This window comes from Catellatospora bangladeshensis (genome assembly GCF_016862575.1).
GTDB classification, from domain to species: domain Bacteria; phylum Actinomycetota; class Actinomycetes; order Mycobacteriales; family Micromonosporaceae; genus Catellatospora; species Catellatospora bangladeshensis.
Genome location: NZ_BONF01000005.1, coordinates 143,518 through 169,199 on the forward strand (window position 1 = coordinate 143,518; position 25,682 = coordinate 169,199).

38 protein-coding genes are annotated in these 25,682 nt (G+C 68.4%); 1 reads left to right on the plus strand and 37 read right to left on the minus strand.

What is annotated here, in order from left to right:
- Nucleotides 1–131: 131 nt before the first annotated feature.
- Nucleotides 132–1,553: a hypothetical protein gene (locus tag Cba03nite_RS03450; protein WP_203741674.1), complete on the plus strand. Its 1,422-nt coding sequence runs from the start codon at nucleotides 132–134 to the stop codon at nucleotides 1,551–1,553.
- A gap of 61 nt (nucleotides 1,554–1,614) precedes the next feature.
- Here Cba03nite_RS03450 and truA read toward each other — a convergent pair whose 3' ends face one another.
- The 37 genes from truA to Cba03nite_RS03635 form a co-directional block, all read right to left on the minus strand.
- Nucleotides 1,615–2,457, minus strand: coding sequence for a tRNA pseudouridine(38-40) synthase TruA (gene truA / locus Cba03nite_RS03455; protein WP_203741676.1), 843 nt, complete (start codon nucleotides 2,455–2,457; stop codon nucleotides 1,615–1,617).
- Nucleotides 2,458–2,543: 86 nt separating this feature from the next.
- Nucleotides 2,544–3,026, minus strand: a complete 483-nt coding sequence (gene rplQ, locus Cba03nite_RS03460; protein WP_203741678.1) for a 50S ribosomal protein L17 — start codon at nucleotides 3,024–3,026, stop codon at nucleotides 2,544–2,546.
- Nucleotides 3,027–3,069: 43 nt separating this feature from the next.
- Nucleotides 3,070–4,092, minus strand: a complete 1,023-nt coding sequence (locus Cba03nite_RS03465; RefSeq protein WP_203741680.1) for a DNA-directed RNA polymerase subunit alpha — start codon at nucleotides 4,090–4,092, stop codon at nucleotides 3,070–3,072.
- 90 nt (nucleotides 4,093–4,182) lie between these two features.
- Nucleotides 4,183–4,809 (minus strand): 30S ribosomal protein S4, encoded by a 627-nt coding sequence (gene rpsD / locus Cba03nite_RS03470; protein WP_203741686.1) that lies wholly within the window; start codon nucleotides 4,807–4,809, stop codon nucleotides 4,183–4,185.
- Nucleotides 4,810–4,825: 16 nt separating this feature from the next.
- Nucleotides 4,826–5,233, minus strand: a complete 408-nt coding sequence (rpsK, locus tag Cba03nite_RS03475) for a 30S ribosomal protein S11 (RefSeq protein ID WP_120317122.1) — start codon at nucleotides 5,231–5,233, stop codon at nucleotides 4,826–4,828.
- Nucleotides 5,234–5,273: 40 nt separating this feature from the next.
- Entirely contained in the window at nucleotides 5,274–5,654 is a 381-nt protein-coding gene (rpsM, locus tag Cba03nite_RS03480) for a 30S ribosomal protein S13 (protein WP_203741688.1), read from the minus strand.
- A gap of 191 nt (nucleotides 5,655–5,845) precedes the next feature.
- A complete protein-coding gene (rpmJ, locus tag Cba03nite_RS03485; RefSeq protein ID WP_020520458.1) occupies nucleotides 5,846–5,959 on the minus strand; it encodes a 50S ribosomal protein L36 in 114 nt (37 codons plus the stop codon).
- An 82-nt stretch (nucleotides 5,960–6,041) separates the two neighbouring features.
- Complete coding sequence (infA, locus tag Cba03nite_RS03490; RefSeq protein WP_007073013.1) at nucleotides 6,042–6,263, minus strand: translation initiation factor IF-1; 222 nt, start codon at nucleotides 6,261–6,263, stop codon at nucleotides 6,042–6,044.
- 213 nt (nucleotides 6,264–6,476) lie between these two features.
- On the minus strand, nucleotides 6,477–7,298 hold the full coding sequence (gene map / locus Cba03nite_RS03495) for a type I methionyl aminopeptidase (RefSeq protein WP_203741690.1): 822 nt from the start codon (nucleotides 7,296–7,298) through the stop codon (nucleotides 6,477–6,479).
- A 151-nt stretch (nucleotides 7,299–7,449) separates the two neighbouring features.
- A complete protein-coding gene (locus tag Cba03nite_RS03500; protein ID WP_203741692.1) occupies nucleotides 7,450–8,103 on the minus strand; it encodes an adenylate kinase in 654 nt (217 codons plus the stop codon).
- A gap of 70 nt (nucleotides 8,104–8,173) precedes the next feature.
- On the minus strand, nucleotides 8,174–9,502 hold the full coding sequence (gene secY / locus Cba03nite_RS03505) for a preprotein translocase subunit SecY (protein ID WP_203741694.1): 1,329 nt from the start codon (nucleotides 9,500–9,502) through the stop codon (nucleotides 8,174–8,176).
- A 311-nt stretch (nucleotides 9,503–9,813) separates the two neighbouring features.
- Entirely contained in the window at nucleotides 9,814–10,257 is a 444-nt protein-coding gene (rplO, locus tag Cba03nite_RS03510; protein WP_203741696.1) for a 50S ribosomal protein L15, read from the minus strand.
- Nucleotides 10,257–10,439 (minus strand): 50S ribosomal protein L30, encoded by a 183-nt coding sequence (gene rpmD / locus Cba03nite_RS03515; RefSeq protein ID WP_203741698.1) that lies wholly within the window; start codon nucleotides 10,437–10,439, stop codon nucleotides 10,257–10,259. Before rpmD ends, rplO begins: the two co-directional genes overlap by 1 nt.
- Nucleotides 10,439–11,068 (minus strand): 30S ribosomal protein S5, encoded by a 630-nt coding sequence (rpsE, locus tag Cba03nite_RS03520; protein WP_203741700.1) that lies wholly within the window; start codon nucleotides 11,066–11,068, stop codon nucleotides 10,439–10,441. The genes rpmD and rpsE overlap by 1 nt, the downstream gene beginning before the upstream one ends.
- Before the next feature lie 17 nt (nucleotides 11,069–11,085).
- Nucleotides 11,086–11,475, minus strand: coding sequence for a 50S ribosomal protein L18 (gene rplR / locus Cba03nite_RS03525; protein ID WP_203741702.1), 390 nt, complete (start codon nucleotides 11,473–11,475; stop codon nucleotides 11,086–11,088).
- The gene (gene rplF, locus Cba03nite_RS03530) at nucleotides 11,472–12,023 is read right to left on the minus strand and encodes a 50S ribosomal protein L6 (RefSeq protein WP_203741703.1); all 552 of its coding nucleotides are present in this window, start codon (nucleotides 12,021–12,023) and stop codon (nucleotides 11,472–11,474) included. The genes rplR and rplF overlap by 4 nt, the downstream gene beginning before the upstream one ends.
- 12 nt (nucleotides 12,024–12,035) lie before the next feature.
- Nucleotides 12,036–12,443 carry a 30S ribosomal protein S8 gene (gene rpsH, locus Cba03nite_RS03535; protein ID WP_203741705.1) on the minus strand — a complete coding sequence of 136 codons (408 nt, stop codon included), beginning with the start codon at nucleotides 12,441–12,443 and terminating at the stop codon, nucleotides 12,036–12,038.
- A 70-nt stretch (nucleotides 12,444–12,513) separates the two neighbouring features.
- Nucleotides 12,514–12,699 carry a type Z 30S ribosomal protein S14 gene (locus Cba03nite_RS03540; protein ID WP_155374087.1) on the minus strand — a complete coding sequence of 62 codons (186 nt, stop codon included), beginning with the start codon at nucleotides 12,697–12,699 and terminating at the stop codon, nucleotides 12,514–12,516.
- Between the two features lie 4 nt (nucleotides 12,700–12,703).
- Complete coding sequence (gene rplE / locus Cba03nite_RS03545; protein ID WP_203741707.1) at nucleotides 12,704–13,273, minus strand: 50S ribosomal protein L5; 570 nt, start codon at nucleotides 13,271–13,273, stop codon at nucleotides 12,704–12,706.
- Complete coding sequence (gene rplX, locus Cba03nite_RS03550; RefSeq protein WP_203741709.1) at nucleotides 13,273–13,590, minus strand: 50S ribosomal protein L24; 318 nt, start codon at nucleotides 13,588–13,590, stop codon at nucleotides 13,273–13,275. Before rplX ends, rplE begins: the two co-directional genes overlap by 1 nt.
- A complete protein-coding gene (rplN, locus tag Cba03nite_RS03555) occupies nucleotides 13,587–13,955 on the minus strand; it encodes a 50S ribosomal protein L14 (RefSeq protein ID WP_203741712.1) in 369 nt (122 codons plus the stop codon). Before rplN ends, rplX begins: the two co-directional genes overlap by 4 nt.
- A gap of 152 nt (nucleotides 13,956–14,107) precedes the next feature.
- Nucleotides 14,108–14,386, minus strand: a complete 279-nt coding sequence (gene rpsQ / locus Cba03nite_RS03560; RefSeq protein WP_203741714.1) for a 30S ribosomal protein S17 — start codon at nucleotides 14,384–14,386, stop codon at nucleotides 14,108–14,110.
- 5 nt (nucleotides 14,387–14,391) lie between these two features.
- Nucleotides 14,392–14,622 (minus strand): 50S ribosomal protein L29, encoded by a 231-nt coding sequence (gene rpmC, locus Cba03nite_RS03565; RefSeq protein WP_203741715.1) that lies wholly within the window; start codon nucleotides 14,620–14,622, stop codon nucleotides 14,392–14,394.
- The gene (gene rplP / locus Cba03nite_RS03570; protein ID WP_203741717.1) at nucleotides 14,622–15,047 is read right to left on the minus strand and encodes a 50S ribosomal protein L16; all 426 of its coding nucleotides are present in this window, start codon (nucleotides 15,045–15,047) and stop codon (nucleotides 14,622–14,624) included. The genes rpmC and rplP overlap by 1 nt, the downstream gene beginning before the upstream one ends.
- A gap of 3 nt (nucleotides 15,048–15,050) precedes the next feature.
- Nucleotides 15,051–15,881, minus strand: coding sequence for a 30S ribosomal protein S3 (gene rpsC / locus Cba03nite_RS03575; protein WP_203741719.1), 831 nt, complete (start codon nucleotides 15,879–15,881; stop codon nucleotides 15,051–15,053).
- Nucleotides 15,881–16,354: a 50S ribosomal protein L22 gene (gene rplV / locus Cba03nite_RS03580; protein ID WP_203741727.1), complete on the minus strand. Its 474-nt coding sequence runs from the start codon at nucleotides 16,352–16,354 to the stop codon at nucleotides 15,881–15,883. Before rplV ends, rpsC begins: the two co-directional genes overlap by 1 nt.
- 34 nt (nucleotides 16,355–16,388) lie before the next feature.
- Nucleotides 16,389–16,670 (minus strand): 30S ribosomal protein S19, encoded by a 282-nt coding sequence (rpsS, locus tag Cba03nite_RS03585; protein ID WP_203741729.1) that lies wholly within the window; start codon nucleotides 16,668–16,670, stop codon nucleotides 16,389–16,391.
- Nucleotides 16,671–16,686: 16 nt separating this feature from the next.
- Nucleotides 16,687–17,526, minus strand: coding sequence for a 50S ribosomal protein L2 (rplB, locus tag Cba03nite_RS03590; RefSeq protein WP_203741731.1), 840 nt, complete (start codon nucleotides 17,524–17,526; stop codon nucleotides 16,687–16,689).
- Nucleotides 17,527–17,541: 15 nt separating this feature from the next.
- Nucleotides 17,542–17,844 (minus strand): 50S ribosomal protein L23, encoded by a 303-nt coding sequence (rplW, locus tag Cba03nite_RS03595; protein WP_203741733.1) that lies wholly within the window; start codon nucleotides 17,842–17,844, stop codon nucleotides 17,542–17,544.
- On the minus strand, nucleotides 17,841–18,485 hold the full coding sequence (gene rplD, locus Cba03nite_RS03600; protein WP_203741735.1) for a 50S ribosomal protein L4: 645 nt from the start codon (nucleotides 18,483–18,485) through the stop codon (nucleotides 17,841–17,843). Before rplD ends, rplW begins: the two co-directional genes overlap by 4 nt.
- Nucleotides 18,482–19,141, minus strand: coding sequence for a 50S ribosomal protein L3 (rplC, locus tag Cba03nite_RS03605; RefSeq protein WP_203741737.1), 660 nt, complete (start codon nucleotides 19,139–19,141; stop codon nucleotides 18,482–18,484). The genes rplD and rplC overlap by 4 nt, the downstream gene beginning before the upstream one ends.
- 12 nt (nucleotides 19,142–19,153) lie before the next feature.
- A complete protein-coding gene (rpsJ, locus tag Cba03nite_RS03610) occupies nucleotides 19,154–19,462 on the minus strand; it encodes a 30S ribosomal protein S10 (RefSeq protein ID WP_007073037.1) in 309 nt (102 codons plus the stop codon).
- A 377-nt stretch (nucleotides 19,463–19,839) separates the two neighbouring features.
- Nucleotides 19,840–21,033, minus strand: a complete 1,194-nt coding sequence (gene tuf, locus Cba03nite_RS03615; RefSeq protein WP_203741739.1) for an elongation factor Tu — start codon at nucleotides 21,031–21,033, stop codon at nucleotides 19,840–19,842.
- A 156-nt stretch (nucleotides 21,034–21,189) separates the two neighbouring features.
- On the minus strand, nucleotides 21,190–23,286 hold the full coding sequence (fusA, locus tag Cba03nite_RS03620) for an elongation factor G (RefSeq protein WP_203741741.1): 2,097 nt from the start codon (nucleotides 23,284–23,286) through the stop codon (nucleotides 21,190–21,192).
- A gap of 86 nt (nucleotides 23,287–23,372) precedes the next feature.
- The gene (rpsG, locus tag Cba03nite_RS03625; RefSeq protein WP_203741749.1) at nucleotides 23,373–23,843 is read right to left on the minus strand and encodes a 30S ribosomal protein S7; all 471 of its coding nucleotides are present in this window, start codon (nucleotides 23,841–23,843) and stop codon (nucleotides 23,373–23,375) included.
- The gene (gene rpsL / locus Cba03nite_RS03630; RefSeq protein WP_120317147.1) at nucleotides 23,843–24,226 is read right to left on the minus strand and encodes a 30S ribosomal protein S12; all 384 of its coding nucleotides are present in this window, start codon (nucleotides 24,224–24,226) and stop codon (nucleotides 23,843–23,845) included. The genes rpsG and rpsL overlap by 1 nt, the downstream gene beginning before the upstream one ends.
- Before the next feature lie 854 nt (nucleotides 24,227–25,080).
- On the minus strand, nucleotides 25,081–25,647 hold the full coding sequence (locus Cba03nite_RS03635) for a DUF4190 domain-containing protein (RefSeq protein ID WP_239125430.1): 567 nt from the start codon (nucleotides 25,645–25,647) through the stop codon (nucleotides 25,081–25,083).
- Nucleotides 25,648–25,682: the final 35 nt, after the last annotated feature.

Here is a 25,682-nt window from a genome sequence, read left to right on the forward strand (position 1 = left end):
GCAGGCACGGGTCACTACGCGACAGCGCCCATGACTCTGAGTCACCAAGCCGCACCGGATCGCCCGGCGGAGGACGCAGGCGGGCCCCCGAGCCGCCGCAGAACCCCGCCGCGGACCGTTTCAACGGCTTCGTGGAGCGCAAGCCGCCGCGCGAGCACCCGGGCGGCATGCCCGGCCGCTCGGGCGGGCGCGCCGCCACGCCGCCTCCGCCCCCGCCTCGCGCGGACGGACCCGGCGCCGACCCGCGCCGCGGATCCGCGTCGCCCCTGGGCTACGACCCGCGCCGCGCCGCCGAACCGCGCCCCGCCGAACCGCCACGTCGCGGTGCCGCCGTGCCCGGTGAGCCCACCCGCCGTGGTGCCGTGCCCGGCGAGCCGCCCGGCGCCCGCAACGGCGCGCTGGCGCGCCCGCGGGGCGTCGAGGACCCGCCGCCCGCGGCTTACCGCGCGGCGCCGCCCAACGTCCCGCCGTCGCCGCCCCGGCGCGGCGGCACCGACCCGCGCCAGCGCTCGGCCCCGCCCGCCACACCGGTCTCCCCTGGCGGCCTGCCTGTCGCCGACCCGCGCCAGCGCTCAGCCCCGCCGCTCTCCCCGGGCGTCATTCCCGGCGGCGCGGTGCCCGGCGGCCGCCCCGGCACCATGCCACGCCCCGTCCCGGCGAACCCGGGCGCACCCGTCCGGGTCGTGCCACCGCCGCCGACCCGCCCGACGGTGACCCCGCCGCCCGCGCCGCCGCGGCAGACCGGACCGCGCCCCGCTGCGGCGAGTGGCCTGGCCGCCGCCGGGCTGCAGCGGCTCGCGGTCAACCCGAACCTGTCCAGCCGCTGGAAGAAGGCGCTGAGCGTGCTCGGCGTCGTCGCGGTGCTGGCCGTCTGCGCGGTCGGCTCGTTCCTGATGGTGCTGGACGAGAAGAAGGGCAACCAGGCGCAGGCGAACAGCTCGCCGCCGCCCACCGCGACCCCGGTCGACATCACGTCGCGCGAGGTCGATCCGAAGCCGCTCACCGCGGCCGAGGTCTTCCCCGGCACGCAGATCGTCATCGACCCGAACAAGCCGACCGAGGTCTACACCGTCATCAAGCCGCAGGTGCTCACCGACTGCCGGGCGGCGGCCAGCGGCGAGATCACCAAGCTGATCACGACCCTCGGCTGCAGCCAGGTCGTGCGCGGCACGATGAAGTCGCCGAACGGCGCCTACCTGGTCACCGGCGGCATCGTGAACCTCGACACGGTGGCCAGCGCCGAGAAGGCGTACGAGGCGATCAAGCCGATCGTCGACGATGGCAAGGGCCGCTTCCTCGGGTACGCGCCGGACCGGCAGGCCAAGAAGAGCATCACCAAGCCGCTGGCCCTGGCCTCCACCCACGCGGGCTGGAACATCAAGGGCCACTACCTGGTGTACTGCGTGATCGCCCGCTCCGACGGGGAGGAGATCGCCGTCGGCGACCCGTTCGCCAAGCAGATCCTCTACGACGTGATCGAGTTCTACCTGCGCGGCAAGGTCCTCGAAGACCGCGCCACGGACCCGATCGCCCCCAGCGCCTCCCCCAGCTGAGAGCAAGGAAGGGCACCTTCTTAACGCTATGCGTTGTAGAAGGTGCCCTTCCTAACGTCGTTCAGGCCTGGCGGACGGCGCGGGCGAGGCCGGCGGGCACGCCGCGCAGGTTGCGGGTCTGGTCGGCGCGGGCCGCGAACTCCGCCTCGTCCGGGTAACCGACCGCTACCAGGTTCAGGCCGTGCGGCGGGGCCACCACCACGTCGCTGGAGCGCTCGTGGCGGGTCAGCAGCGAGGCAGGCCATCCCGGCTCGCGCCGCCCGTCCCCGGCCGACAGCATCGCCCCCACCAGGCTGCGCACCATCGCCTGGCAGAACGCGTCCGCCTGCACGGTGGCGACCAGGGTGCCGTCGGGCTCGCGCCGCCAGGACATCGCGGTGATGTGCCGGATCGTGGTCGCGTGCTCCTTGCGCTTGCAGAACGCCGCGAAGTCGTGCTCCCCGCACAGCCCGGCCGCGGCCGCGTTCATCCGGTCCAGGTCGAGCGGGCGCAGCCAGTGCAGGGTGTCGCGGCGGCGCAGCGGGTCCGGACCCGGCTCGGCGTCGCAGACGCGGTACTCGTAGCGCCGCCAGAGCGCCGAGAAGCGGGCGTCGAAGGTCTCCGGCACGGCACGGGCGCGCCAGACCCGTACGTCGCCCGGCAGCAGGCCCGCCAGGCGGCGCACCAGGGTGGGCCCCAGCGCCGCCCAGCGCTCGGCGGGCAGGTCCACGTGGCACACCTGGCCGAGCGCGTGCACGCCGGCGTCGGTGCGCCCGGCCACCGTCAGCCCCGTCGGGTTGCCCGGCCCGCACACCCGCTCCAGCTCGGCCAGCAGCACCCCGGCCACGGTGCGGCGGCCCGGCTGGGCGGCCCAGCCGGAGAAGTCGGTGCCGTCGTAGCCGACGTCGAGGCGTACCCGGACCATCTGGTCTTCCCTCCTAAAGCTCGAAGCTCCGCCCGCGCTGTCGGACAGCGCGGGCGGAGCTTCGGTCACTGCTGAGCGGACGGCCGTCAGGCCTTGTCCGCGGCCTCGTCAGCCTCGGTCTCGCCCGACAGGACGGCGACCTTGTCCTCCTGGGCGGCCTTCTTGGCCTGGGCCTTGGCAGCCTTCGCCGGCGCCGCGGGCGCCGCCACCTCGAGCTCCTCGACCAGCTCGATGATCGCCATCGGAGCGGCGTCACCCTTGCGCGGGCCGGTCTTCACGATGCGGGTGTAACCACCGTTGCGGTTCGCGAAGCGCGGGGCGATCTGCTCGAAGAGGGCCACGAAGGTGTCCTTCTCGCTGATCGTCTTGCGCACCTCACGGCGGGCCTGCAGGTCGTCCCGCTTGGCCTTGGTGATGAGCCGCTCGGCCAGCGGGCGCAGCCGCTTGGCCTTGGTCTCGGTGGTGGTGATGCGACCGTGCTTGAACAGCGACGTGGCCAGGTTGGCCAGGATCAGCTGCTCGTGCGCGGGGCTGCCCCCGAGGCGGGGACCCTTGGTGGGCGTGGGCATTGGTGCTCCTTGATGTCTTACCGAGCTGCCGAGGCAGGTTCGGTTACAGCTGCTCGGTCTCGCGGTAGTCGTCAGTGTCGTAGTCGGCGTCGCCGTAGGAGTCCACGACATGCGCCGGGTCGAAGTTCGGAGCGGAGTCCTTCAGCCCCAGACCCATCCCGGCGAGCTTCATCTTCACCTCGTCGATGGACTTCTGCCCGAAATTCCTTATGTCGAGCAGGTCCGCCTCGGTGCGCCCGATGAGCTCACCGACGGAGTTGATGCCCTCGCGCTTGAGGCAGTTGTACGAGCGGACGGTGAGGTCCAGCTCCTCGATCGGCAGCGCCAGGTCGGCAGCGAGCTGCGCGTCCTGCGGCGACGGGCCGATGTCGATGCCCTCGGCGGTCTCGTCCAGCTCGCGGCAGAGGCCGAACAGCTCCACCAGGGTGGAACCGGCCGACGCCAGCGCGGTCCGCGGCGAGATCGACGACTTGGACTCGACGTCGATGATCAGACGGTCGAAGTCGGTGCGCTGCTCGACACGGGTCGCCTCGACGCGGTACGTCACCTTGAGCACCGGCGAGTAGATCGAGTCGACCGGGATCCGGCCGATCTCGGCGCCAGCGTTCTTGTTCTGCGCCGCGGTGACGTAGCCCCGGCCCCGCTCGACGGTCAGCTCCATGTCGAGCCGGCCCTTGCCGTTCAGGGTCGCCAGCTTGAGGTCCGGGTTGTGCACCGAGACACCGGCCGGAGGCTGGATGTCACCGGCGGTCACGTCGCCAGGGCCCTGCTTGCGCAGGTACATGCTGACCGGCTCGTCGTGCTCCGACGAGACGCACAGGTCCTTGACGTTCATGACCAGCTCGACCACGTCCTCCTTGACACCGGGGATCGTGGTGAACTCGTGCAGCACACCGTCGATCTTGATGCTGGTGACGGCCGCGCCCGGGATCGAGCTGAGCAGCGTACGACGCAGCGAGTTGCCGAGGGTGTAGCCGAACCCGGGCTCGAGCGGCTCGATGGTGAACCGGGAGCGGGTCTCGTTGATCGACTCTTCGGTCAGAGTCGGCCGCTGAGAGATAAGCACAGGTGAACTCCTATACGTTGGGCGCCCACTATTTGACGCCACGCGTAATGGCGGCCGGTACGGCGTGACGCCGTACCGGCCAGAGCACTACTACTTGGAGTAGAGCTCGACGATCAGCTGCTCCTGGACCTGGGTGTCGATCACCTGGCGGGCCGGAAGCGAGTGAACGAGAACCTTGAACTGGCTGGGGATGACCTCCAGCCACGCCGGAACCGAGCGGGAGCCGGCCTCGGCCTGCGCGACCACGAACGGCGTCAGCTGGCGGGACTTGTCCCGCACCTCGACGATGTCGTGCTCGGTGACGCGGTACGACGGGATGTCGACCTTCTTGCCGTTCACCAGGAAGTGACCGTGCTTCACGACCTGACGGGCGTGGTCACGGGACTTGGCCAGGCCGGCCCGGTAGACGACGTTGTCCAGGCGCGACTCGAGGATCTGCAGCAGAACCTCACCCGTCTTGCCGGACTTGCGGTTGGCCTCTTCGTAGTAGCCGCGGAACTGCTTCTCCAGCACGCCGTAGATGCGGCGGGCCTTCTGCTTCTCACGAAGCTGCAGCAGGTACTCGGACTCCTTGGTGCGACCGCGGCCGTGCTGGCCGGGCGGGAAGGGGCGCGACTCGAACGGGCACTTCGGCCCATCGCACTTGCTGCCCTTGAGGAACAGCTTGACCTTCTCGCGACGGCAACGGCGGCAGTCGGCGCCGGTGTAACGAGCCATGTTTCTCTATCTCCCCTTAGACCCGGCGACGCTTGGGCGGACGGCATCCGTTGTGCGGCTGCGGCGTGACGTCGGAGATCTGCCCGACCTCGAGACCGGCGGCGGTCAGCGAACGGATGGCGGTCTCACGGCCAGAGCCCGGACCCTTGACGAACACGTCGACCTTGCGCATGCCGTGCTCCATCGCCCGGCGGGCGGCGGCCTCGGCGGCCAGCTGCGCGGCGAACGGGGTCGACTTGCGCGAGCCCTTGAAGCCGACCTGGCCGGCGGAGGCCCACGAGATCACAGCACCGGTCGGGTCCGTGATGGACACGATGGTGTTGTTGAACGTGCTCTTGATGTGCGCCTGCCCGTGGGAGACGTTCTTGCGTTCCTTACGCCGGACCTTCTTGACGGCGGCCCCGGCGCGTGCCTTGGGTGGCATATTCTTGTGCGCTCCTTCTCGATGCGGTTGCTACAGCGCTTTACTTCTTGCCGGGCTTCTTCTTGCCGGCCACGGTCCGCTTCGGGCCCTTGCGGGTACGAGCGTTCGTGCGGGTGCGCTGCCCACGGACGGGCAGGCCCTTGCGGTGCCGGATGCCCTCGTAGCAACCGATCTCCACCTTGCGGCGGATGTCAGCGGCGACCTCGCGGCGCAGGTCGCCTTCAACCTTGAAGTTCGCTTCGATGTAGTCACGAAGCTGGACGACCTCTTCGTCGGTGAGATCCTTGGCCCGCTTGTTCGGGTCGAGACCCGTCGCGGTGCACAGCTCAACCGACCGGGTGCGGCCGATGCCGTAGATGTAGGTAAGCGCGATCTCCAGCCGCTTCTCGCGGGGAAGATCCACGCCGACGAGACGTGCCATGTGCGGGCTGCTCCTCGTAGCTTGGCGGAGGTCTGCGCCCGATCCATCCCCCACCTGCCCGGGTGGGGCCCCGGCCTCCGACCGGGGGTTGATCCGCAGAGCTGTCCGACAGGTCGGAGCGTTCCCGCGGCTGGAACGAGCTATTGCTGGTGGTGCTGCAACTGCCTCAGGCAGCCGTCAGGAGGCTGAGATCAGCCCTGACGCTGCTTGTGGCGCGGGTCGTCACAAATGATCATGACGCGACCGTGCCGGCGGATGACGCGGCACTTGTTGCAGATCTTCTTGACACTCGGCTTGACCTTCACGGCTCGCCTTTGCTGCTATTCCCAGTCCGCACAGCGTCGGGCCAGGGAAAGACGGACACGGACTCACCCGGTGAGTCAGTGGTTACTTGTAGCGGTAGACGATCCGCCCGCGGGTGAGGTCGTACGGCGAGAGCTCGACGACGACCCGGTCCTCGGGCAGGATGCGAATGTAGTGCTGACGCATCTTGCCGCTGATGTGGGCCAAGACCTTGTGACCGTTCGCGAGCTCGACCCGGAACATTGCGTTCGGGAGTGGCTCGATTACCCGGCCCTCGATCTCGATGGCCCCGTCCTTCTTCGGCATGTCCTCCGCTACCTGACTTAGGGTGAATGGTCGGCCCACCAGTCCATCACGATCCGTGGCACGGATCGCGCCAGCCGCGGTTCCGCCGACCCCCGAAGCGCGGGGAGCATGGCGGAGTGGACGCGGTGCGCCGATTGGTCAGTCTACGCCCACGTGGGCATCGACACCAAACCACCCCCCAGCACCCGCGGCCGGGAGTGTCGCAATCCACACTCAGGCGGCGGCGCTGGTGAGAAGGTCGCCGAGCCGGGCCGCGCCGCCGTCGGGAGCGGTGAGCACCCACACACCGTCGGAGAACAGGCCGATCGAGTGCTCCACGTGTGCGGCGTACGAGCCGTCGGTGGTGACCACCGTCCAGCCGTCGGACAGCTCGGCGGTGCGCGCCGAGCCCATCGTGATCATCGGCTCGATGGCGAGCGCCATGCCGGGGATCAGCTGCGGGCCGCGGCCGGGGCGGCCGTGGTTGTGGATATGCGGGTCCTGGTGCATGGCGGTGCCGATGCCGTGCCCGCCGTAGCCCTTGACGATGCCGTACTTGCGCGGCGCCTTGCGGACCGCGGACTCCACCGCGTACGAGATGTCGGTGAGCCGCCCCGTGCCGGCGCGCACGCCCCGGGCCGCGGCCGCGATGCCGGCCCACATGGCGTCCTCCGCGACCTCGGCCATGCGCAGCAGCTCGGGCCGGGTCTCGCCGACGCCCACGGTGATCGCCGCGTCGCCGTGCCAGCCGTTCAGGATCGCGCCGCAGTCGATGGAGATCAGGTCGCCCTCGGCCAGCACGTGCTTCGGGTTGGGGATGGTGTGCACGATCTGCTCGTTGACCGACGAGCAGATCGTCGCCGGGAAGCCGTGATAGCCCTTGAAGGACGGGATCGCGCCGTGTGACCGGATCACGTCCTCGGCGATCGCGTCGAGCTCGGCGGTGCTCACCCCGGGCTTGACCGCCTCGCGGGTCGCGGCCAGGGCCGCTGCCACCACCAGGCCGGCCGCGCGCATCAGCCGCAGCTGCTCCGGGGTCTTGATCTCGATGTCCATGTGCTCGGCCGTCGCCTTCCCCGAACGCCGGTCCCCGCCGGGTGCTCACACCCGGCGGGGTCCCGTGCGATGCTCGGTCGTCCCGCTCAGCGCGACGAGGCGTAGCCGTAGTCCCGCAGGCGCCGGCCCCACCGCCGCGCGCCAGGCAATGTTACGCGCTGAACGAGCGCAGCTCGTTGATGGCCCGCTCGGTGACGTCCTCCACCGGGCCGGTGGCGTCGATGCCGACCAGCTTGCCCTGGGCGCCGTAGTGGTCGACCAGCGGCGCGGTGTCGCGGCCGTAGACCTTGAGCCGCTCCGTGATGGTCTCGGCCTTGTCGTCGTCCCGCTGGTAGAGCTCGCCCCCGCAGCGGTCGCAGACGCCCTCGTTGCTGGTCGGGTCGAACTCGACGTGCCAGATCTTCTTGCAGCCGTGGCAGGTGCGGCGGCCGGACAGGCGGCGGATGACCTCGTCGTTGTCGACGATCAGCTCCAGCACCAGGTCCAGGGTCGCGCCCGTGTCGGCCAGCATCTTGTCCAGCGCGACGGCCTGCGGCACGGTGCGCGGGAAGCCGTCGAGCAGGAAGCCGTCCACGGCGTCCTGCTCGGCCAGCCGGCCGCGCACCATGTTGATGGTCACCTCGTCCGGCACCAGGCCGCCGGCGTCCATGTATCGCTTGGCCTCCAGGCCGAGCGGCGTGCCCTGCGAGACGTTGGCGCGGAAGATGTCACCCGTCGAGATCTTCGGCACGGAGAGGTGCGCGGCGATGAACTCCGCCTGCGTACCCTTGCCCGCCCCCGGCGGACCCACCAGCACCAGCCGCATCACGGCACCTCCCGAAGACCGGCGAACCGGCGGCGCAGGAACGCACCGCCGATCCGCTGCGTCTGGTTGCTCATCGGAGGAACCCTTCGTAGCTGCGCTGCATGAGCTGGCTCTCGATCTGCTTGACCGTCTCCAGGCCCACACCCACCATGATCAGCACGGCCGTGCCGCCGAAGGGGAAGTTCTGGTAGCTCTGCGAGTCCAGCCAGATGAAGAACATGTTCGGCAGGATCGCGATGATGCCCAGGTAGAGCGCGCCCGGCAGGGTGATCCGGCTGAGGATGAACTCCAGGTAGTCCGCCGTGGGCTTGCCCGGACGGATACCCGGCACGAAGCCGCCGTACTTCTTCATGTTGTCCGCGATCTCGGTCGGGTTGAACGTGATCGAGACGTAGAAGTACGTGAAGAAGATGATCATCGCGAAGTAGAGCGCGATGTAGCTCCAGTGGGTGGGATCCGTCAGGTAGGTCTGGATCCAGAGGTAGACCTTGCTCGGGTCCGTGCTGTCCATGAACTGGAGCGCCAGCGTGGGCAGGTACAGCAGCGACGACGCGAAGATGACCGGGATGACACCCGCCTGGTTGACCTTCAGCGGGATGTACGTCGAGGTGCCGCCGTACATGCGCCGGCCCACCATGCGCTTGGCGTACTGCACCGGGATGCGGCGCTGCGCCTGCTCGATGTACACCACCAGCGCGATCACGACCACGACCAGCGCCAGCACGCCGACGAAGCCCCACCAGCCCTTGGCCTCCTTGAGGGTCCAGCCCTCGGCAGGGAGGCGGGCGGCGATCGAGGTGAAGATCAGGACGGACATGCCGTTGCCGACGCCGCGGTCGGTGATGAGCTCACCCAGCCACATGACGACACCGGTGCCCGCGGTCATGGTGACCACCAGGGCGGTCAGCGTGACCCACTGGGGCAGGCTGGTGTCCGGCACGATCGGGAACTGGTCGCAGGCGCCGTTGAACAGCTGGCCCGAGCGGGCCAGCGCGACGAACGCCGAGGACTGCAGCACCGCCAGGCCCAGGGTCAGGTAGCGGGTGTACTGCGTGATCTTCGCCTGGCCCGACTGGCCCTCCTTGCGGAGCTGCTCCAGTCGCGGGATGACCACGGTCAGCAGCTGCAGGATGATCGACGCCGTGATGTACGGCATGATGCCGAGCGCGAAGACCGACAGCGACAGCAGCGCGCCACCAGAGAAGAGGTTGAGAAGCGTGAAGACCCCGCTCTCGGCGCCGCTCTCCATCGCGGTGATGCACTTCTGCACGTTCCCGTAGGAGACACCGGGGCTGGGCAGCGTGGCACCAAGGCGGTAGATGGCGATGATCCCGAGCGTGAACAGAATCTTCTTGCGCAGGTCAGGCGTCTTGAACGCACTGACAAAAGCGGAGAGCAACTTCTTCCTCCTGCGCGCGGCACCGGGGGCCGGTGGCTGTGGTAAGGGGCGTGACGGTGAGGTACTCGGTGTGGCCGGGACCGCTTACGGTCGGCCGTCACCGCGCCACGCGCAGTTTACGCGTAGCTGGGATCGGACTCTAACAGTCCCGACGCTCAATGGTCAGGTCTGTGCGGCACATATCTGTGCCAGCCTAGGCCCTGACAGCCGCCGTGCCCAGTAGGAACGACCTGCGTCCGGGCTCAGGAGCCCTTAGCCGAGAGTGGCGCCCGACCAATGGTAGGTCGGGCGCCACTGCTACGGCATTCGCCTTACAGCTCCGTGACGGAGCCGCCGGCGGCAGCGATCTTCTCCTTGGCGGAGGCGCTGAACGCGTGCGCCTTCACCGAGAGCTTCACGCCGCCGAGCTCGCCGGTGCCGAGCACCTTGACCGGGTGGCCCTTGCGGACCGCACCGGCCTCGGCCAGCTCCAGCGGGCCGATCTCGCCGCCGTTGGGGAACAGCTCGGCCAGCCGGTCCAGGTTCACGACCTGGAACACGACCTTGAACTTGTTCCGGAAGCCCTTCATCTTCGGAAGCCGCATGTGGATAGGCATCTGCCCACCCTCGAACGACGGCTTCACCTGGTAGCGGGCCTTCGTACCCTTGGTACCGCGACCGGCGGTCTTGCCCTTGGAGCCCTCACCGCGACCCAGACGGGTCTTGGCGGTCTTGGCACCGGGCGCCGGGCGGAGGTGGTGGATCTTGATCGTCATTACTCAACCTCCTCGACCTTCACGAGGTGGCTGACCGCGAAGATCATGCCCCGAATCTCGGGACGGTCCTCCTTGACCACCACGTCGTTGATCCGCTTGAGCCCGAGCGAACGCAGCGACTCGCGCTGGTTACGCTTGCGCCCGATCTCAGAACGCAGCTGGGTCACCTTCAAACGTGCCATTACGCACCCGCTCCCGCACGCGCGGCCAGCAGCGCGGCCGGCGCGACGTCCTCGACCGGCAGCCCACGGCGGGCCGCGATGGCCTCCGGGGACTCCAGCATCTTCAGCGCGGCCACGGTGGCGTGCACGATGTTGATCGGGTTCGAGGAGCCGAGGCTCTTCGACAGCACGTCGTGGATGCCCGCGCACTCCAGCACGGCACGCACCGGGCCGCCGGCGATGACACCGGTACCGGCGGACGCCGGCTTCAGCAGCACGACACCGGCCGCCGCCTCACCCTGCACGGGGTGCGGGATGGTGCTGTTGATGCGGGGAACCCGGAAGAAGTGCTTCTTGGCCTCCTCGACGCCCTTGGCGATCGCCGCGGGCACCTCCTTGGCCTTGCCGTAGCCGACGCCGACGTTGCCCTCGCCGTCACCGACGATGACCAGCGCGGTGAAGCTGAAGCGCCGGCCGCCCTTGACGACCTTGGCCACGCGGTTGATCGTGACGACCCGCTCGAGGTGCGGGGTCTTCTCGACCGGCGCGTTGCCGCGGCCCTCGCCGCGACCGCGACGCTCGCCGCGACCGCGGCCCTCGCCGCCCTCAGTGTTACCGGAACCCGTGCCCCGGCGCTGTGGTCCTGGCATTATCCCAGCCACCTTTCCTAGAACTCGAGTCCAGCACCGCGAGCGGCCTCCGCCAGAGCCGCGATGCGGCCCGCGTAGCGGTTGCCACCGCGGTCGAAGACGACCTTGGTGATGCCGGCGGCCTTCGCCCGCTCGGCGAGCAGGGTGCCCACCTTGCCGGCGACGGCGCTCTTGTCGCCCTCGGCGCCCTTGATCGAGGCGTCCATGCTCGAGGCGGACACCACGGTGTGACCCTTGGTGTCGTCCACGATCTGGACCCAGATGTGGCGCAGGGTGCGGTTGACGACCAGGCGGGGGCGCTCGGCGGTGCCGCTGAGGTTGCGGCGGATGCGGAAGTGCCGACGCGCCTTGCCGACGGCCCGCTTGGCGGCGACGCCGTTGCGGCGCTTGAGCAGCGTGGCGGTCACTTCTTACCTGCCTTTCCAGCCTTACCGGCCTTACGGCGGATGACCTCGCCCTGGTACTTGACGCCCTTGCCCTTGTAGGGCTCCGGCGGGCGGATCTTCCGGATGTTGGCGGCAACCTCACCGACGAGCTGCTTGTCGATGCCGGAGATGTGGAACAGCGTCGGCTTCTCCACCGCGAAGGTGATGCCGGCCGGCGGGTTCACCACGACGGGGTGCGAGAACCCGAGCGCGAACTCGAGGTCGGAACCCTTGGCGGTGACACGGTAACCGGTGCCGTTGATCTCCAGGCTCTTCTTGTACCCGTCGGTGACGCCGACGATCATGTTGGCGACCAGGGTACGAGAGAGACCGTGCAGCTCCTTGGCGCGGCGCTCGTCGTTGGGGCGGGTGACCAGCAGCTCGCCGTTCTCCCCGCGCTCCGCGACGATCGGCTCGCTCAGCGTGTGCTCGAGCGTGCCCTTGGGGCCCTTGACCTTGACGGTCTGGCCATCGATGGTGATCTCGACGCCGGAAGGCACCGGGATCGGCTTACGTCCGATTCGCGACATTGCAGACCTTCCTCACCAGACGTAGGCGAGGACTTCCCCGCCCACCCCGCGCTTACGGGCCTGCCGGTCGGTGAGCAGCCCCTGAGACGTCGAAATGATCGCCACACCCAGACCGCCCAGAACACGGGGCAGCTCGGGCGACTTGGCGTATACCCGCAGGCCGGGCTTGGAGACGCGCCGGATGCCGGCCAGGCTCCGCTCCCGGTTCGGGCCGAACTTCAGCTCGACGATCAGGCTCTTGCCGACGGCACCCTCGGTGGGCTCCTCGACGGACCAGGCGGCGATGTAGCCCTCGGCCTTGAGGACCTCGGCGACGTTGGCCTTGATCTTCGAGTAGGGCATCGTCACCCGGTCGTGGTACGCCTGGTTGGCGTTGCGCAGACGCGTGAGCATGTCTGCAATCGGGTCGGTCATCGTCATTGTTTATCAGCCTTTCTCGCCGCGGTTCCCGGTGTCACACCGGGCCTACGGCGAAGGGGAAGCCTTGGATTTACCAGGAAGCCTTGGACACGCCGGGCAGCTCACCGCGGTGAGCCATCTCCCGGACGCAGACCCGGCAGAGACCGAACTTGCGGTAGACCGCCTTCGGCCGGCCGCACTTCTGGCACCGGGTGTACGCGCGCACCGCGAACTTCGGCTTGGCCGCAGCCTTGATGATCAGCGCCTTCTTGGCCATGTGCTCAGTTCTCCTTGAACGGGAAGCCCAGGAGCTTGAGCAGCGCCCGGCCCTCATCGTCGGTGGTGGCGGTGGTCACGAGCGTGATGTCCATGCCCCGCACCGCGTCGATCCGGTCCTGGTCGATCTCGTGGAAAACCGACTGCTCGGTCAGACCGAAGGTGTAGTTGCCGTGCCCGTCGAGCTTGCGCCCGTCGAGACCGCGGAAGTCGCGGATACGCGGCAGCGCGATCGACAGGAGCCGGTCCAGGAACTCCCACATGCGGTCGCCGCGAAGGGTGACCTTCGCGCCGATCGGCATACCCTCACGCAGCTTGAACTGCGCGATGGACTTGGTCGCCTTGCGGATCTGCGGCTTCTGGCCGGTGATCGCGGTGAGGTCCTTGACCGCACCGTCGATCTTCTTCGAGTCACGGGCCGCCTCGCCGACGCCCATGTTGACCACGATCTTCACCAGGCCCGGCACCTGCATCGGGTTGGCGTAGCCGAACTGCTCGCGCAGCTGGCCGGCCACCTCGTTGCGGTAGCGCTCCTTCAGACGCGGCAGCGTCTTGGTCTCGGTCGCCGTCGTCATCACAGCTCCTTGCCGGTGCGACGGGAGATGCGAACCTTCACACCGTTCTCGTCGACCTTGTAGCCCACGCGCACGGGCTGGCCGTCCTCGACCACCATCACGTTGGAGACGTGGATCGGCGCCTCCTGGGTGACGATGCCGCCGGTCTTGGCGCCCCGCTGGGTGGTGCGGATCTTCTCGTGCTTGGTGATCCGGTTAACGCCCTCGACCAGGACCTTCTCGGTGCGGGGGTAGGCCGCGATGACCGTACCCTCCTTGCCCTTGTCCTTGCCGGCGATGACCTTGACCTTGTCGCCCTTCTTGACCTTCATGGTCACAGCACCTCCGGGGCAAGGCTGATGATCTTCATGAAGCGCTTGTCCCGCAGCTCACGGCCGACCGGGCCGAAGATGCGGGTACCGCGCGGGTCGCCACCGTCCTTGATGATGACGGCGGCGTTCTCGTCGAAGCGGATGTACGAGCCGTCGGGACGGCGCCGCTCCTTGACGGTGCGAACGACGACGGCCTTGACGACGTCGCCCTTCTTCACACCGGCACCGGGGATGGCGTCCTTGACGGTGGCCACGATGACGTCGCCGATGCTCGCGTAGCGCCGACCCGAACCACCGAGAACGCGGATGCACAGGATTTCCCGGGCACCCGTGTTGTCGGCGACTCGCAGTCGCGACTCCTGCTGGATCACGTCAACTCCTGTATGTCTGCCGGTTCTCCGCCCGCCCGGGGGACGGGCGGAGCCTGGCGGAACTCGAACCGCCCGGGACGCCCTGGTGGGCGTCCCGACCGGCTATCTGATCTTCGGCCGCTAGGCGGCCGGCGAACCTGCCGGAGGCAGGGTCACTTGGCCTTCTCGAGGATCTCCACGACCCGCCACCGCTTGGTGGCGGACAGCGGACGGGTCTCCATGAGCAGCACCCGGTCGCCGATGCCGCACGCGTTCTGCTCGTCGTGCGCCTTCAGCTTGCTGGTACGGCGCAGGACCTTGCCGTACAGCGCGTGCTTGACCCGGTCCTCGACCGCCACGACGACGGTCTTGTCCATCTTGTCGCTGACGACCAGACCCTCACGTACCTTACGCCGGTTCCGCTCGACTGCGTTCTCGTTGGTCTCGCTCATGTTCCCTACGCCACCTCAGTCGGCGCGGCCGAGAGCCCGAGCTCACGTTCGCGCATGATCGTGTAGATCCGGGCGATCTCGCGGCGCACCACGTCCAGCCGACGGTTGTTGTCCAGCTGGCCGGTCGCACCCTGCACGCGGAGGTTGAACAGCTCCGCCTTGGCCTCCCGCAGCTTCGCGATCAGTTCCTCGGTGGAACTCTCGCGCAGCTCGGCCGCCTTGGTACCGGCTGCCATCACGCCTCACCCACTTCGCGCTTCACGATTCGGCACTTCATCGGGAGCTTGTGGATCGCGCGGCGCATGGCCTCACGAGCAGTCTCCTCGTTCGGGAACGCCATCTCGAAGAGAATGCGACCCGGCTTGACGTTCGCCACCCACCACTCCGGCGAGCCCTTACCGGAACCCATGCGGGTCTCAGCGGGCTTCTTGGTCAGGGCCTGGTCCGGGAAGACCGTGATCCAGACCTTGCCACCACGGCGGATGTGACGGGTCATGGCGATACGCGCCGACTCGATCTGCCGGTTGGTCACGTACGCCGGCTCCAGCGCCTGAATGCCGAACTCGCCGAACACCACCCGGTTGCCGCCCTTGCTCCGACCGGAACGGTCGGGGTGATGCGGCTTGCGGAAGCCATTCGGAGGCTTACGCGGCATCAGCATTGTTCAGCCCTCCTGCTCAACCGCCGCGGCCGGAGCCGCGTCGGCGTTGTCCTTGGTGAGCTCCGCGGCGGCCGCACGGCCGGCCTCGGTGCCGGCACCGGTCGTGCCGGTGGCACCCGAACGGCCACGGCGCGGCCGCTCGGACCGCTCGCCGCCACGGCCTTCACGGCGCTGGCGGCCCGGGGCCTCGGCCGGGGTCTCGCGACCCGGCACGGCGTCACCCTTGTAGATCCAGACCTTCACGCCGATGCGGCCGAAGGTGGTACGGGCCTCGAAGAAGCCGTACTCGATGTTGGCGCGCAGCGTGTGCAGCGGCACGCGACCCTCACGGTAGAACTCCGTGCGGCTCATCTCAGCGCCGCCGAGACGGCCGGAGACCTGCACCCGGATGCCCTTGACCATGGGGTTCTTCATGGCCGACTGGATCGCCTTGCGCATCGCCCGGCGGAACGCCACGCGGCCCGAGAGCTGCTCGGCGATGCCCTGCGAGACCAGCTGAGCGTCCGACTCGGGGTTCTTGACCTCGAGGATGTTCAGCTGGACCTGCTTCTTGGTGAGCTTCTCCAGCTCGCCGCGCAGGCGCTCGGCCTCCGCACCCTTCCGGCCGATGACGATGCCCGGCCGGGCGGTGTGGATGTCGATGCGAACCTTGTCCCGGGTGCGCTCGATCTCGACCTTGGAAATGCCGGCGCGCTCCAGGCCCTTGGCCATCATGCGGCGGATCGCGACGTCCTCGCCGATGTAGTCCTTGTAGAGCTTGTCCGCGTACCAGCGGGACTTCCAGTCGGTCGAGATGCCGAGCCGGAACCCAATCGGGTGGACTTTCTGACCCATTACTTGGTCTCCTCCTGCTCGGCGGCCTCAACCTCGGGCTTCTCGGCGGCCTTGGCGGCCTTGGCCGGAGTGGCCTTCGCGGCGGCGGTGGCCTTGCGGACCGGCGCCTTCGGCGCGACTGCCTCCACCTCGACGGTGATGTGGCAGGTGCGCTTGCGGATCCGGTACGCCCGGCCCTGCGCCCGCGGCCGGAACCGCTTCAGCGTCGGGCCCTCGTCCACGTACGCGGCGCTGACCAGCAGCGCGTCCGGGTCGAGCCGCTCGTTGTTCTCAGCGTTGGCGATGGCGCTGGCCAGCACCTTGTAGACCGGCTCGCTCGCCGCCTGCGGCGCGAACTGCAGCACCGTCAGTGCCTCCTTCGCGGGCAGACCGCGGACGAGGTTGACCACACGGCGCGCCTTGCTGGCGGACAGGCGCACGTGGCGGGCGACCGCACGGGCGCCCGGCGCGGCCTGCGCGTCATTCGTAGGCATCGTGTTTCCCCTAAATCCTTTAAACGGTCCGCCGTCAGCGACGGCGACTCTTCCGGTCGTCCTTCTCGTGACCCTTGAACGTGCGGGTCAGGGCGAACTCGCCGAGCTTGTGCCCGACCATCGCCTCCGACACGAAGACCGGGACGTGCTTGCGCCCGTCGTGCACGGCGATCGTGTGACCCAGCATCTCCGGGACGATCGTCGAACGCCGCGACCAGGTCTTGATGACGTTCTTGGTGCCCTTCTCGTTCTGCACTTCCACCTTCTTGAGCAGGTGGTCGTCGATGAAGGGGCCCTTCTTCAGGCTGCGAGGCATCTGTCAGCTCTCCCTATTACCCGCGCTTGCGGGTGGCGTAGCGGCGGCGGACGATCAGCTTGTCGCTCGCCTGGCCCTTGCGGCGGGTGCGACCCTCGGGCTTGCCCTTCGGGTTCACCGGGTGACGACCACCAGAGGTCTTACCCTCACCACCACCGTGCGGGTGGTCGACCGGGTTCATCGCGACACCACGGACGGTCGGGCGCTTGCCCTTCCACCGCATACGGCCGGCCTTACCCCAGTTGATGTTCGACTGCTCGGCGTTGCCGATCTCGCCGACGGTCGCGCGGCAGCGGACGTCGACCTTGCGGATCTCACCCGACGGCATACGCAGCGTGGCGTAGTCGTCCTCGCGGCCCAGCAGCTGGATGCCGACGCCGGCCGAGCGGGCCAGCTTGGCGCCGCCGCCCGGACGCAGCTCCACGCAGTGCACGGTCGTACCGACCGGGATGTTGCGCAGCGGCAGGTTGTTGCCCGGCTTGATGTCCGCACCCGGACCCGACTCGATCGGGTCGCCCTGCTTCAGGTCCTTCGGCGCCACGATGTAGCGCTTCTCGCCGTCCACGTAGTGCAGCAGCGCGATGCGGGCGGTGCGGTTGGGGTCGTACTCGATGTGCGCGACCTTGGCCGGGATGCCGTCCTTGTCCACCCGCTTGAAGTCGATCAGACGGTACTGACGCTTGTGACCGCCGCCCTGGTGCCGCGTGGTGATGCGGCCGTGAACGTTACGGCCGCCCTTCTTCGGCAGCGGGACGACGAGCGACTTCTCCGGCGTCGACCGGGTGACCTCGGCGAAGTCGGCGACGCTGGAGCCACGGCGACCCGGCGTCGTCGGCTTGTACTTACGGATACCCATTGTCTTCTATACCCCTCAGCTCACCGGTCCGCCGAAGGCGTCGATGCGGTCGCCCTCGGCGAGCTTCACCATCGCGCGCTTCGTCGCCTTGCGCTGACCCCAGCCGGTGCGGGTGCGCTTGCGCTTGCCCTCGCGGTTGAGCGTGTTCACGGTCAGCACCCGGACGTTGAAGATCTGCTGAATAGCGATCTTGATCTGGGTCTTGTTCGCGTCCGGGTGCACCAGGAAGGTGTACCAGTTGCGGTTCAGCTCGCCGTAGCTCTTCTCAGAGACCACCGGAGCGACGATGATGTCGCGCGGGTCGGCAATCGTCGTCACTTCGAACCCTCCTCAGCGGGCACGCCCAGGAACTCCTCCAGCGCCTCGGCGGTGAAGACCACCTCGTCGCTGACGAGCACGTCGTACGTGTTGAGCTGCCCCGCCTCCAGCAGGTGCACCTCCGGCACGTTGCGCAGGCTCACCCAGTTGATCTCGTCGTTGGCGCCCAGCACGACCAGCACCCGGCGGGCCTCGCCCGCGGTCGCCTTCAGCGTGGCCAGGGCGGCCTTGGTCGACGGCGTCTCGCCGGCCACGAAGCCGGAGACCACGTGCAGCTTGCCGTTGCGGGCCCGGTCCGACAGGGCACCGCGCAGCGCGGCGGCCTTCATCTTCTTCGGGGTCCGCTGGCTGTAGTCACGCGGCTGCGGGCCGTGAACGACGCCACCGCCGGCGAACTGCGGCGCGCGGATCGAGCCCTGACGGGCGCGACCGGTGCCCTTCTGCTTGTACGGCTTCTTGCCGCCACCGGCGACCTCACCGCGGCGCTTCGTCTTGTGCGTGCCCTGGCGCGCGGCGGCCAGCTGGGCCACCACGACCTGGTGCATGAGCGCGATGTTCGCCTGCACGTCGAAGATGTCGGCGGGCAGCTCGACCGAACCGGCCTTGGCGCCCTCAGCGTTGATCACGTCAACCGTGGTCACTTCGCGGCACCACCCTTCTTCGTCTTCGCGGCGCTGCGCACGAGCACGAGCGCACCCTTCGGGCCCGGGATGGCGCCCTTCACGAGCAGCAGGTTGTTCTCGACGTCGACAGCGTGCACGGTGAGGCCCGGCGCGGTGTAGCGCACGCCACCCATGCGGCCGGCCATGCGAACGCCCTTGAACACGCGACCCGGCGTGGCGCACGCGCCGATCGAACCGGGCGAGCGGTGCTTGCGCTCGACGCCGTGGCTGGCCTTGAGGCCGTGGAAGCCGTGGCGCTTCATGACACCGGCAAAGCCCTTGCCCTTGGTCTTGCCCGTCACGTCGACGGCCTGACCGGCCGCGAACGTGGAGACGGTGACCTCCTGGCCGAGCTCATAGTCGGCGGCGTCAGTGGTGCGCAGCTCGACGATGTGCCGACGGGGGGCGACGTTCGCCTTGGCGAAGTGGCCCGCCTTGGGCTGGCTCACCTTGCGCGGGTTGATCGCGCCGAAAGCCAGCTGAACGGCGGTGTAGCCGTCCTTCTCAGTGGTACGAACCTGGGTGACGACGCACGGGCCGGCCTGCACCACGGTCACCGGGACGACCTTGTTGTTGTCCCAGACCTGAGTCATGCCGAGCTTGGCGCCCAGGATGCCCTTAACTTGCCTGTCCATCAGTGTCGGTCCCTACAGCTTGATCTCGATGTCGACACCAGCCGGCAGATCGAGTCGCATGAGCGAGTCGACCGTCTTCGGGGTCGGGTCGATGATGTCGATCAGACGCTTGTGCGTGCGCATCTCGAAGTGCTCGCGCGAGTCCTTGTACTTGTGCGGCGAACGGATCACGCAGAAACGGTTGATCTCCGTGGGCAGTGGCACCGGCCCTGCGACCTGAGCACCCGTACGGGTCACCGTCTCGACGATCTTCCGCGCCGAGGAGTCGACCACCTCGTGGTCGTAGGCCTTGAGCCGGATGCGGATCTTCTGTCCCGCCATGGTGGCTTCTGTTTCCTTCTCTCAAGCCGCTACCTGCGGCGGCAGACGGTGGGGCCTGCCCCCTGTCCGACCCCCGCGGTCGGGCGTGTCGCGCGCTGAACCAGACTGGGTCCCTATGAAAAGGTCAACCTTGGCTCAGCGGGCATCACGCCCGATCACAGGAGCTGTGCGCCAGAGGTCCGGAGACCCCCCACGCCACGCGAAACGGCGCACTCACAGAAACACACGTGAGCGACCGCTCGCAACGCAACCTGTTCATTATGCCGTATCGAGCACGGCCTTGTGAAATCAGGGTGCCGGGGCTCACTAAAACAGGCCCGACCTGCGTATACGTAAAGGTGCGGGCGCCCCGCCCGAGAGCGAGGCGCCCGCGAAGATCACTTGAGGATCTTGGTGACTCGGCCGGCGCCGACCGTGCGGCCACCCTCGCGGATCGCGAAGCGGAGGGTCTCCTCCATGGCGATCGGCTGGATGAGCTTCACGTTCATCTCGACGTTGTCGCCGGGCATGACCATCTCGGTGCCCTCGGGCAGCGTGACGACACCGGTGACGTCGGTGGTCCGGAAGTAGAACTGCGGACGGTAGTTCTGGAAGAACGGGGTGTGGCGGCCGCCCTCCTCCTTGGAGAGGATGTAGACCGACGCCTCGAACTCCGTGTGCGGGGTGGTCGAGCCGGGCTTGACCACGACCATGCCGCGCTCGACGTCCTCGCGCTTGATGCCACGCAGCAGCAGACCGACGTTCTCGCCCGCGCGGGCCTCGTCGAGCAGCTTGCGGAACATCTCGATGCCGGTGCAGGTGGTCTTCATCGACTTCTCGCGGATGCCGACGATCTCGACCTCCTCGTTCGGCTTGAGGATGCCACGCTCGGCACGACCGGTGACGACGGTGCCACGACCGGTGATCGTGAACACGTCCTCGATCGGCATGAGGAACGGCTTGTCGACCTCACGCTCGGGCTGCGGGATCGCGGTGTCGACCGCGTCCATCAGGCCCATCAGCGCGTCGGACCACTTGGCGTCGCCCTCGAGCGCCTTGAGCGCGGAGACCCGGACGACCGGCAGGTCGTCACCCGGGTACTCCTGGCTCGACAGCAGCTCGCGGACCTCGAGCTCGACCAGGTCCAGCAGCTCCTCGTCGTCGACCATGTCGCTCTTGTTGAGCGCCACGACGATGTACGGAACGCCGACCTGACGGGCCAGCAGCACGTGCTCGCGGGTCTGCGGCATCGGGCCGTCGGTCGCGGCGACCACCAGGATCGCGCCGTCCATCTGGGCGGCACCGGTGATCATGTTCTTGATGTAGTCAGCGTGACCCGGGCAGTCGACGTGCGCGTAGTGCCGGTTCTCCGTCTGGTACTCGACGTGCGCGATGGAGATCGTGATACCACGAGCCTTCTCCTCCGGCGCCTTGTCGATCTCGTCGAACGGGGTGTACGGGTTGAGTGCCGGGAACTTGTCGTGCAGGACCTTAGTGATGGCCGCCGTCAGCGTCGTCTTACCGTGGTCGATGTGACCAATGGTGCCGATGTTGACGTGCGGCTTAGTCCGCTCGAACTTCGCCTTCGCCACTGGTGTCCTCCTGTGGACTGTTGGTTCGTTCGCCCGACGGCGCCGACTGGCGCTTAGGACCTTTGCCCGCCGGGTTCGCCGGCGCTTCTTGCCTTTGCTGAGGCCTGTTGAGCTAGGCCGTGGTGACGCCGGCCGGGGCCGGCGTCACCACCGCGGTCACTCTCCGGTGGCCTTAGCGATGATCTCCTTCGCGACGTTCGCGGGAACCTCGGCGTAGGAGTCGAATACCATGCTGTAGCTGGCCCGGCCCTGGGTCTTCGACCGGAGGTCGCCGACGTAGCCGAACATCTCCGACAGCGGCACCAGGGCACGGACGACGCGGGCGCCGCTGCGCTCCTCCATCGCCTGGATGATGCCACGGCGCGAGTTCAGGTCGCCGATGACGTCACCCATGTTGTCCTCGGGCGTGACGACCTCGACGGCCATCATCGGCTCGAGGATGGCGGGGTCGGCCTTGCGGGCCGCCTCCTTCAGCGCCATCGAGCCGGCGATCTTGAACGCCATCTCGGACGAGTCGACCTCGTGGTACTTGCCGTCGATCAGCGTCATCTTGACGCCGACCAGCGGGTACCCGGCCAGCACGCCGTATTGCATCGCGTCCTGGGCGCCGGCGTCGACCGAGGGGATGAACTCCTTCGGGATGCGGCCACCCGTGACGGCGTTGACGAACTCGTACTGCGCCGGGGCGTCCAGCGGCAGCGGCTCGAGGCCGATGATGACGCTCGCGTACTGACCCGAGCCACCGGTCTGCTTCTTGTGGGTGTACTCGAGCTTGTCCACCACGCGGCGGATCGTCTCGCGGTACGCCACCTGCGGCTTGCCGACGTTGGCCTCGACGTTGAACTCGCGCTTCATGCGGTCGACGAGGATCTCCAGGTGGAGCTCGCCCATGCCGGAGATGACGGTCTGGCCGGTCTCCTCGTCGAGCTTCACGCGGAAGGTCGGGTCCTCCTCGGCGAGCTTCTGGATCGCGGTGCCCAGCTTCTCCTGGTCGGCCTTCGTCTTCGGCTCGATGGCCACCGAGATGACCGGGTCCGGGAAGGTCATCGACTCGAGGATCACCGGGTTCGCCGGGTCCGACAGCGTGTCACCGGTGGTGGTCTGCTTGAGACCCTGCACCGCGATGATGTCGCCGGCGAACGCCTGCGAGCGCTCCTCACGCTTGTTGGCGTGCATCTGGTAGATCTTCCCGACCCGCTCCTTGCGGTCCTTGGTCGAGTTGATCACCGGCGAGCCCGCGTCCAGCGTGCCGGAGTAGACCCGCACGTAGGTCAGCTTGCCCAGGTGCTTGTCAGTCTGGATCTTGAACGCCAGGCCGGAGAACGGCTCGGTCGAGTCGGCGTGGCGGGCGACCGGGGTCTCCCCGTCCATCAGCGTGCCGTCGATGGCCGGGATGTCCAGCGGCGACGGCAGGAAGTCGACGACCGCGTCCAGCATCGGCTGCACGCCCTTGTTCTTGAACGCGGAGCCGCACACGACCGGGTTCAGCTTGCCGGCGATGGTGGCGCGACGGATCGCGGCCTTGAGCTGCTCGACGGTGAACTCGCCACCCTCGAGGTAGCTCTCCATGATCTCGTCGTCGGCCTCGGACAGGGTCTCGAGCAGCTTGGTGCGCCACTCGTCGGCCTGCTCGGCCAGGTTCGCCGGGATCTCCTCGACCGCGTAGTCCTCACCCTTCTGGGTCTCGCCGCGCCAGGTCAGCGCGCGCATGCCCAGCAGGTCCACGACGCCGATGTGGTCGCCCTCGAGCCCGATCGGGATCTGCAGCACCAGCGGGGTCGCGTTGAGGCGCGTGATCATCATGTCCACGCAGCGGAAGAAGTCCGCACCGGTGCGGTCCAGCTTGTTCACGAAGCACATACGCGGCACGTTGTACTTGTCGGCCTGGCGCCACACGTTCTCGGTCTGCGGCTCCACACCGGCGACACCGTCGTAGACCGCGACCGCACCGTCGAGCACGCGCAGCGAACGCTCCACCTCGACGGTGAAGTCGACGTGGCCGGGCGTGTCGATGATCTGGATCGTGTGGCCCTTCCACTCACACTTGGTCGCAGCGGAGGTGATGGTGATACCACGCTCCTGCTCCTGCTCCATCCAGTCCATGACGGCAGCGCCCTCGTGGACCTCACCGATCTTGTGCGTGATACCGGTGTAGAACAGGATCCGCTCGGTGGTGGTGGTCTTACCGGCGTCGATGTGCGCCATGATGCCGATGTTGCGGGTCTTGGCGAGGGCGGCGTCTACGGCGGCCACTTCACGATCCTTTCGGTGTGGGACTCAGTCCCGGAAAGTCAAGGGTGTGGAGCCGGCACCGACGAGTCGGACCGGCTCCACGACGTTCACCAGCGGTAGTGCGCGAAGGCCTTGTTCGACTCGGCCATCTTGTGCGTGTCCTCACGCCGCTTGACGGCGGCGCCGAGGCCGTTGCTGGCGTCGAGCAGCTCGTTCATGAGGCGCTCGACCATGGTCTTCTCGCGACGGGCGCGGGAGTAGGTCACCAGCCAGCGCAGACCCAGCGTGGTCGCGCGGGCCGGACGGACCTCGACCGGCACCTGGTAGGTCGCGCCACCGACACGGCGGCTGCGGACCTCGAGGGTCGGCTTCACGTTGTCCATGGCGCGCTTGAGCGTCACCACCGGGTCGGTGCCGGTCTTCTCGCGGCAGCCCTCCAGGGCGCCGTACACGACCCGCTCGGCCAGCTGGCGCTTGCCGTTGAGCAGGATCTTGTTGACCAGCTGCGTGACCAGCGGCGAGCTGTAAACCGGATCGGCGTTCAGCGGCCGACGAGGCGCGGGGCCCTTACGCGGCATTACTTCTTCCCTTCCTTGACCAGCTTCGCGCCGTAGCGGCTACGTGCCTGCTTGCGGTTGCGGACACCCTGGGTGTCCAGCGAACCACGAATGATCTTGTAGCGCACGCCGGGCAGGTCCTTAACACGACCGCCGCGGACGAGCACGATCGAGTGCTCCTGCAGGTTGTGACCGACACCCGGGATGTACGCGGTGACCTCGATCTGGCTGCTCAGCTTGACGCGAGCGACCTTCCGCAGTGCCGAGTTCGGCTTCTTGGGCGTCGTGGTGTACACACGCGTGCACACACCCCGCCGCTGGGGGCTCCCCTTCAGCGCCGGCGTCTTGGTCTTGCTCGTCTTCGCCTGGCGGCCCTTACGGACCAGCTGCTGGATAGTGGGCACCGGGTTTCTCCGCTCCCTTTTGCTTCTCTCCGCGGCTCTTCGCCGTGGAAACTTATGTGGCCGTTGGCCGCGTATGCGGCCCGAACTGCTGCGATCGGCGCCGTCCCGGAGCGATCCGAGACGTGTCCCGACCCCCGCGGTCGGGCGTGTCGTCCGGCACACGGGCCCGGCGGCTCGATTTCTCGAGCTGTCGGAGTCTGTCATTGTCGTGGTGCTGCGGTGCCCGACCCTGTGGGTCAAGCTCTCCGCGTCGGCGCACGCACGAGGGGCCCGGGCAAGCCCGGGCACGAGGGGAAAGAGTACCGAACCGATGGCCCACTGGTCAAAACGGGGTACCTGTCACCCGCGCATCGATGCGCGATTGTGCCGCATGCCGTTCATTCCGTGTTGCCAGCCCGCCGTCGACGCGAACTCCGAACACCAGTCTACCTCGTCGATTCCCACACCTTGAACCGGATGCCAGACCGTGAGCCAGCTCTCCCCCGGCCCACCCCGAGACGTCGCCTCGCCCACCGGGTCCGCGCTCCGCAGCCCGGACCTCAGCCCCAGCCGCCACGCCGAAGATCGCGATCTCGTGTCCGAAAGTGCGGTCTCACCATAGGTTCCGACACGAGACAGCGATCTTGCCCCCGGGGTGGCGGAACTGAACCCACGCCGCCGCGCCCAAGATCGCGGGTTCGTGTCACAAAGTGCAGTCTGACCACAGGTTCCGACACGAGACGGCGATCTTGCCCGCGATGCGCCGGAGCCAAGCCCGCGCCGCCGCCGCAACCGAGATCGCGGGTTCGTGTCACAAAGTGCAGTCTGACCACAGGTTCCGACACGAGACGGCGATCTTCGGCTGGTGCCGGCGGTCAGGCGCCCGCGCTGAGGGCGATCGCGACGATGAGGCCGAACGCGGCCAGCAGGAAGCCCACGGCACCGCACACCAGGCCCGAGATCGCGACGCCCCGGCCGGTCATGGTGCCCGCGGCGAGCCGGATCTGGCGCATCCCCAGCCAGCCCAGCACGATGCCCGCGGCCCCCAGCAGGATCGCCAGCACCGCGAACGCCCCCGCGACCAGACCGCCCCAGCCGGGCTCAGCCCCCGTCAGCCCGAAGCACCAGACGGCCAGTGACACCAGCACCGACCCGACCCCGGTCGCCAGCGAGCTGGCCGCCACACCGGACGCGGTCTTCGGCGCGCCCAGCACGGCCAGCCCGTAGGGCGTCCCCGGCACCGCCTCGACCCGCACCGGCGCCGGGTAGCTCACCGGCCGCGGCCCCGCCTGCGGCACCTTCGGCCACTGCGGCACCGCCTGCCACTGCGGAGCCGGAGCCTGCTCGGCCGTCGGCGGGACGGTCGGCCGCTGCGGAGTCGGAGCCTGCTCGCCCGTGGGCGGGACGGTCGGCCACTGCGGCGCGGGAGGCTGCTCAGTCACGCCGCCGATCCTGCCACGTCCGCACCATGCGCCGC

Bases quoted from the DNA above. Each gene is read 5' to 3' on its own strand.
- rpsK (WP_120317122.1), bottom strand. From the start codon at position 5,233: ATGCCACCCAAGGCACGCGCCGGGGCCGCCGTCAAGAAGGTCCGGCGT.
- rplV (WP_203741727.1), bottom strand. From the start codon at position 16,354: ATGCCTACGAATGACGCGCAGGCCGCGCCGGGCGCCCGTGCGGTCGCC.
- rpmD (WP_203741698.1), bottom strand. From the start codon at position 10,439: ATGGCACGTTTGAAGGTGACCCAGCTGCGTTCTGAGATCGGGCGCAAG.
- map (WP_203741690.1), bottom strand. From the start codon at position 7,298: ATGGACATCGAGATCAAGACCCCGGAGCAGCTGCGGCTGATGCGCGCG.
- rplQ (WP_203741678.1), bottom strand. From the start codon at position 3,026: ATGCCCACGCCCACCAAGGGTCCCCGCCTCGGGGGCAGCCCCGCGCAC.
- rplE (WP_203741707.1), bottom strand. From the start codon at position 13,273: ATGACGACGGCGACCGAGACCAAGACGCTGCCGCGTCTGAAGGAGCGC.
- Cba03nite_RS03540 (WP_155374087.1), bottom strand. From the start codon at position 12,699: ATGGCCAAGAAGGCGCTGATCATCAAGGCTGCGGCCAAGCCGAAGTTC.
- Cba03nite_RS03500 (WP_203741692.1), bottom strand. From the start codon at position 8,103: ATGCGGCTGGTGCTGGTGGGTCCGCCGGGGGCGGGCAAGGGTACGCAG.
- rplF (WP_203741703.1), bottom strand. From the start codon at position 12,023: ATGTCGCGAATCGGACGTAAGCCGATCCCGGTGCCTTCCGGCGTCGAG.
- rplB (WP_203741731.1), bottom strand. From the start codon at position 17,526: ATGGGTATCCGTAAGTACAAGCCGACGACGCCGGGTCGCCGTGGCTCC.
- rpsS (WP_203741729.1), bottom strand. From the start codon at position 16,670: ATGCCTCGCAGCCTGAAGAAGGGCCCCTTCATCGACGACCACCTGCTC.
- rpsJ (WP_007073037.1), bottom strand. From the start codon at position 19,462: ATGGCGGGACAGAAGATCCGCATCCGGCTCAAGGCCTACGACCACGAG.
- rplC (WP_203741737.1), bottom strand. From the start codon at position 19,141: ATGGACAGGCAAGTTAAGGGCATCCTGGGCGCCAAGCTCGGCATGACT.
- rpsD (WP_203741686.1), bottom strand. From the start codon at position 4,809: ATGGCTCGTTACACCGGCGCCGACTGCCGCCGTTGCCGTCGCGAGAAG.
- rpsE (WP_203741700.1), bottom strand. From the start codon at position 11,068: ATGCCAGGACCACAGCGCCGGGGCACGGGTTCCGGTAACACTGAGGGC.
- infA (WP_007073013.1), bottom strand. From the start codon at position 6,263: ATGCCGAAGAAGGACGGGGCCATCGAGATCGAGGGCCGGGTAATCGAG.
- rplP (WP_203741717.1), bottom strand. From the start codon at position 15,047: ATGCTGATGCCGCGTAAGCCTCCGAATGGCTTCCGCAAGCCGCATCAC.
- rpmC (WP_203741715.1), bottom strand. From the start codon at position 14,622: ATGGCAGCCGGTACCAAGGCGGCCGAGCTGCGCGAGAGTTCCACCGAG.
- rpsG (WP_203741749.1), bottom strand. From the start codon at position 23,843: ATGCCGCGTAAGGGCCCCGCGCCTCGTCGGCCGCTGAACGCCGATCCG.
- truA (WP_203741676.1), bottom strand. From the start codon at position 2,457: ATGGTCCGGGTACGCCTCGACGTCGGCTACGACGGCACCGACTTCTCC.
- rpsH (WP_203741705.1), bottom strand. From the start codon at position 12,443: ATGACGATGACCGACCCGATTGCAGACATGCTCACGCGTCTGCGCAAC.
- rpsM (WP_203741688.1), bottom strand. From the start codon at position 5,654: ATGGCACGTCTCGTCGGCGTGGATCTTCCCCGCGAGAAGCGGCTGGAG.
- rpsC (WP_203741719.1), bottom strand. From the start codon at position 15,881: ATGGGTCAGAAAGTCCACCCGATTGGGTTCCGGCTCGGCATCTCGACC.
- rplO (WP_203741696.1), bottom strand. From the start codon at position 10,257: ATGACGATCAAGATCCACCACCTCCGCCCGGCGCCCGGTGCCAAGACC.
- rpsQ (WP_203741714.1), bottom strand. From the start codon at position 14,386: ATGAGCGAGACCAACGAGAACGCAGTCGAGCGGAACCGGCGTAAGGTA.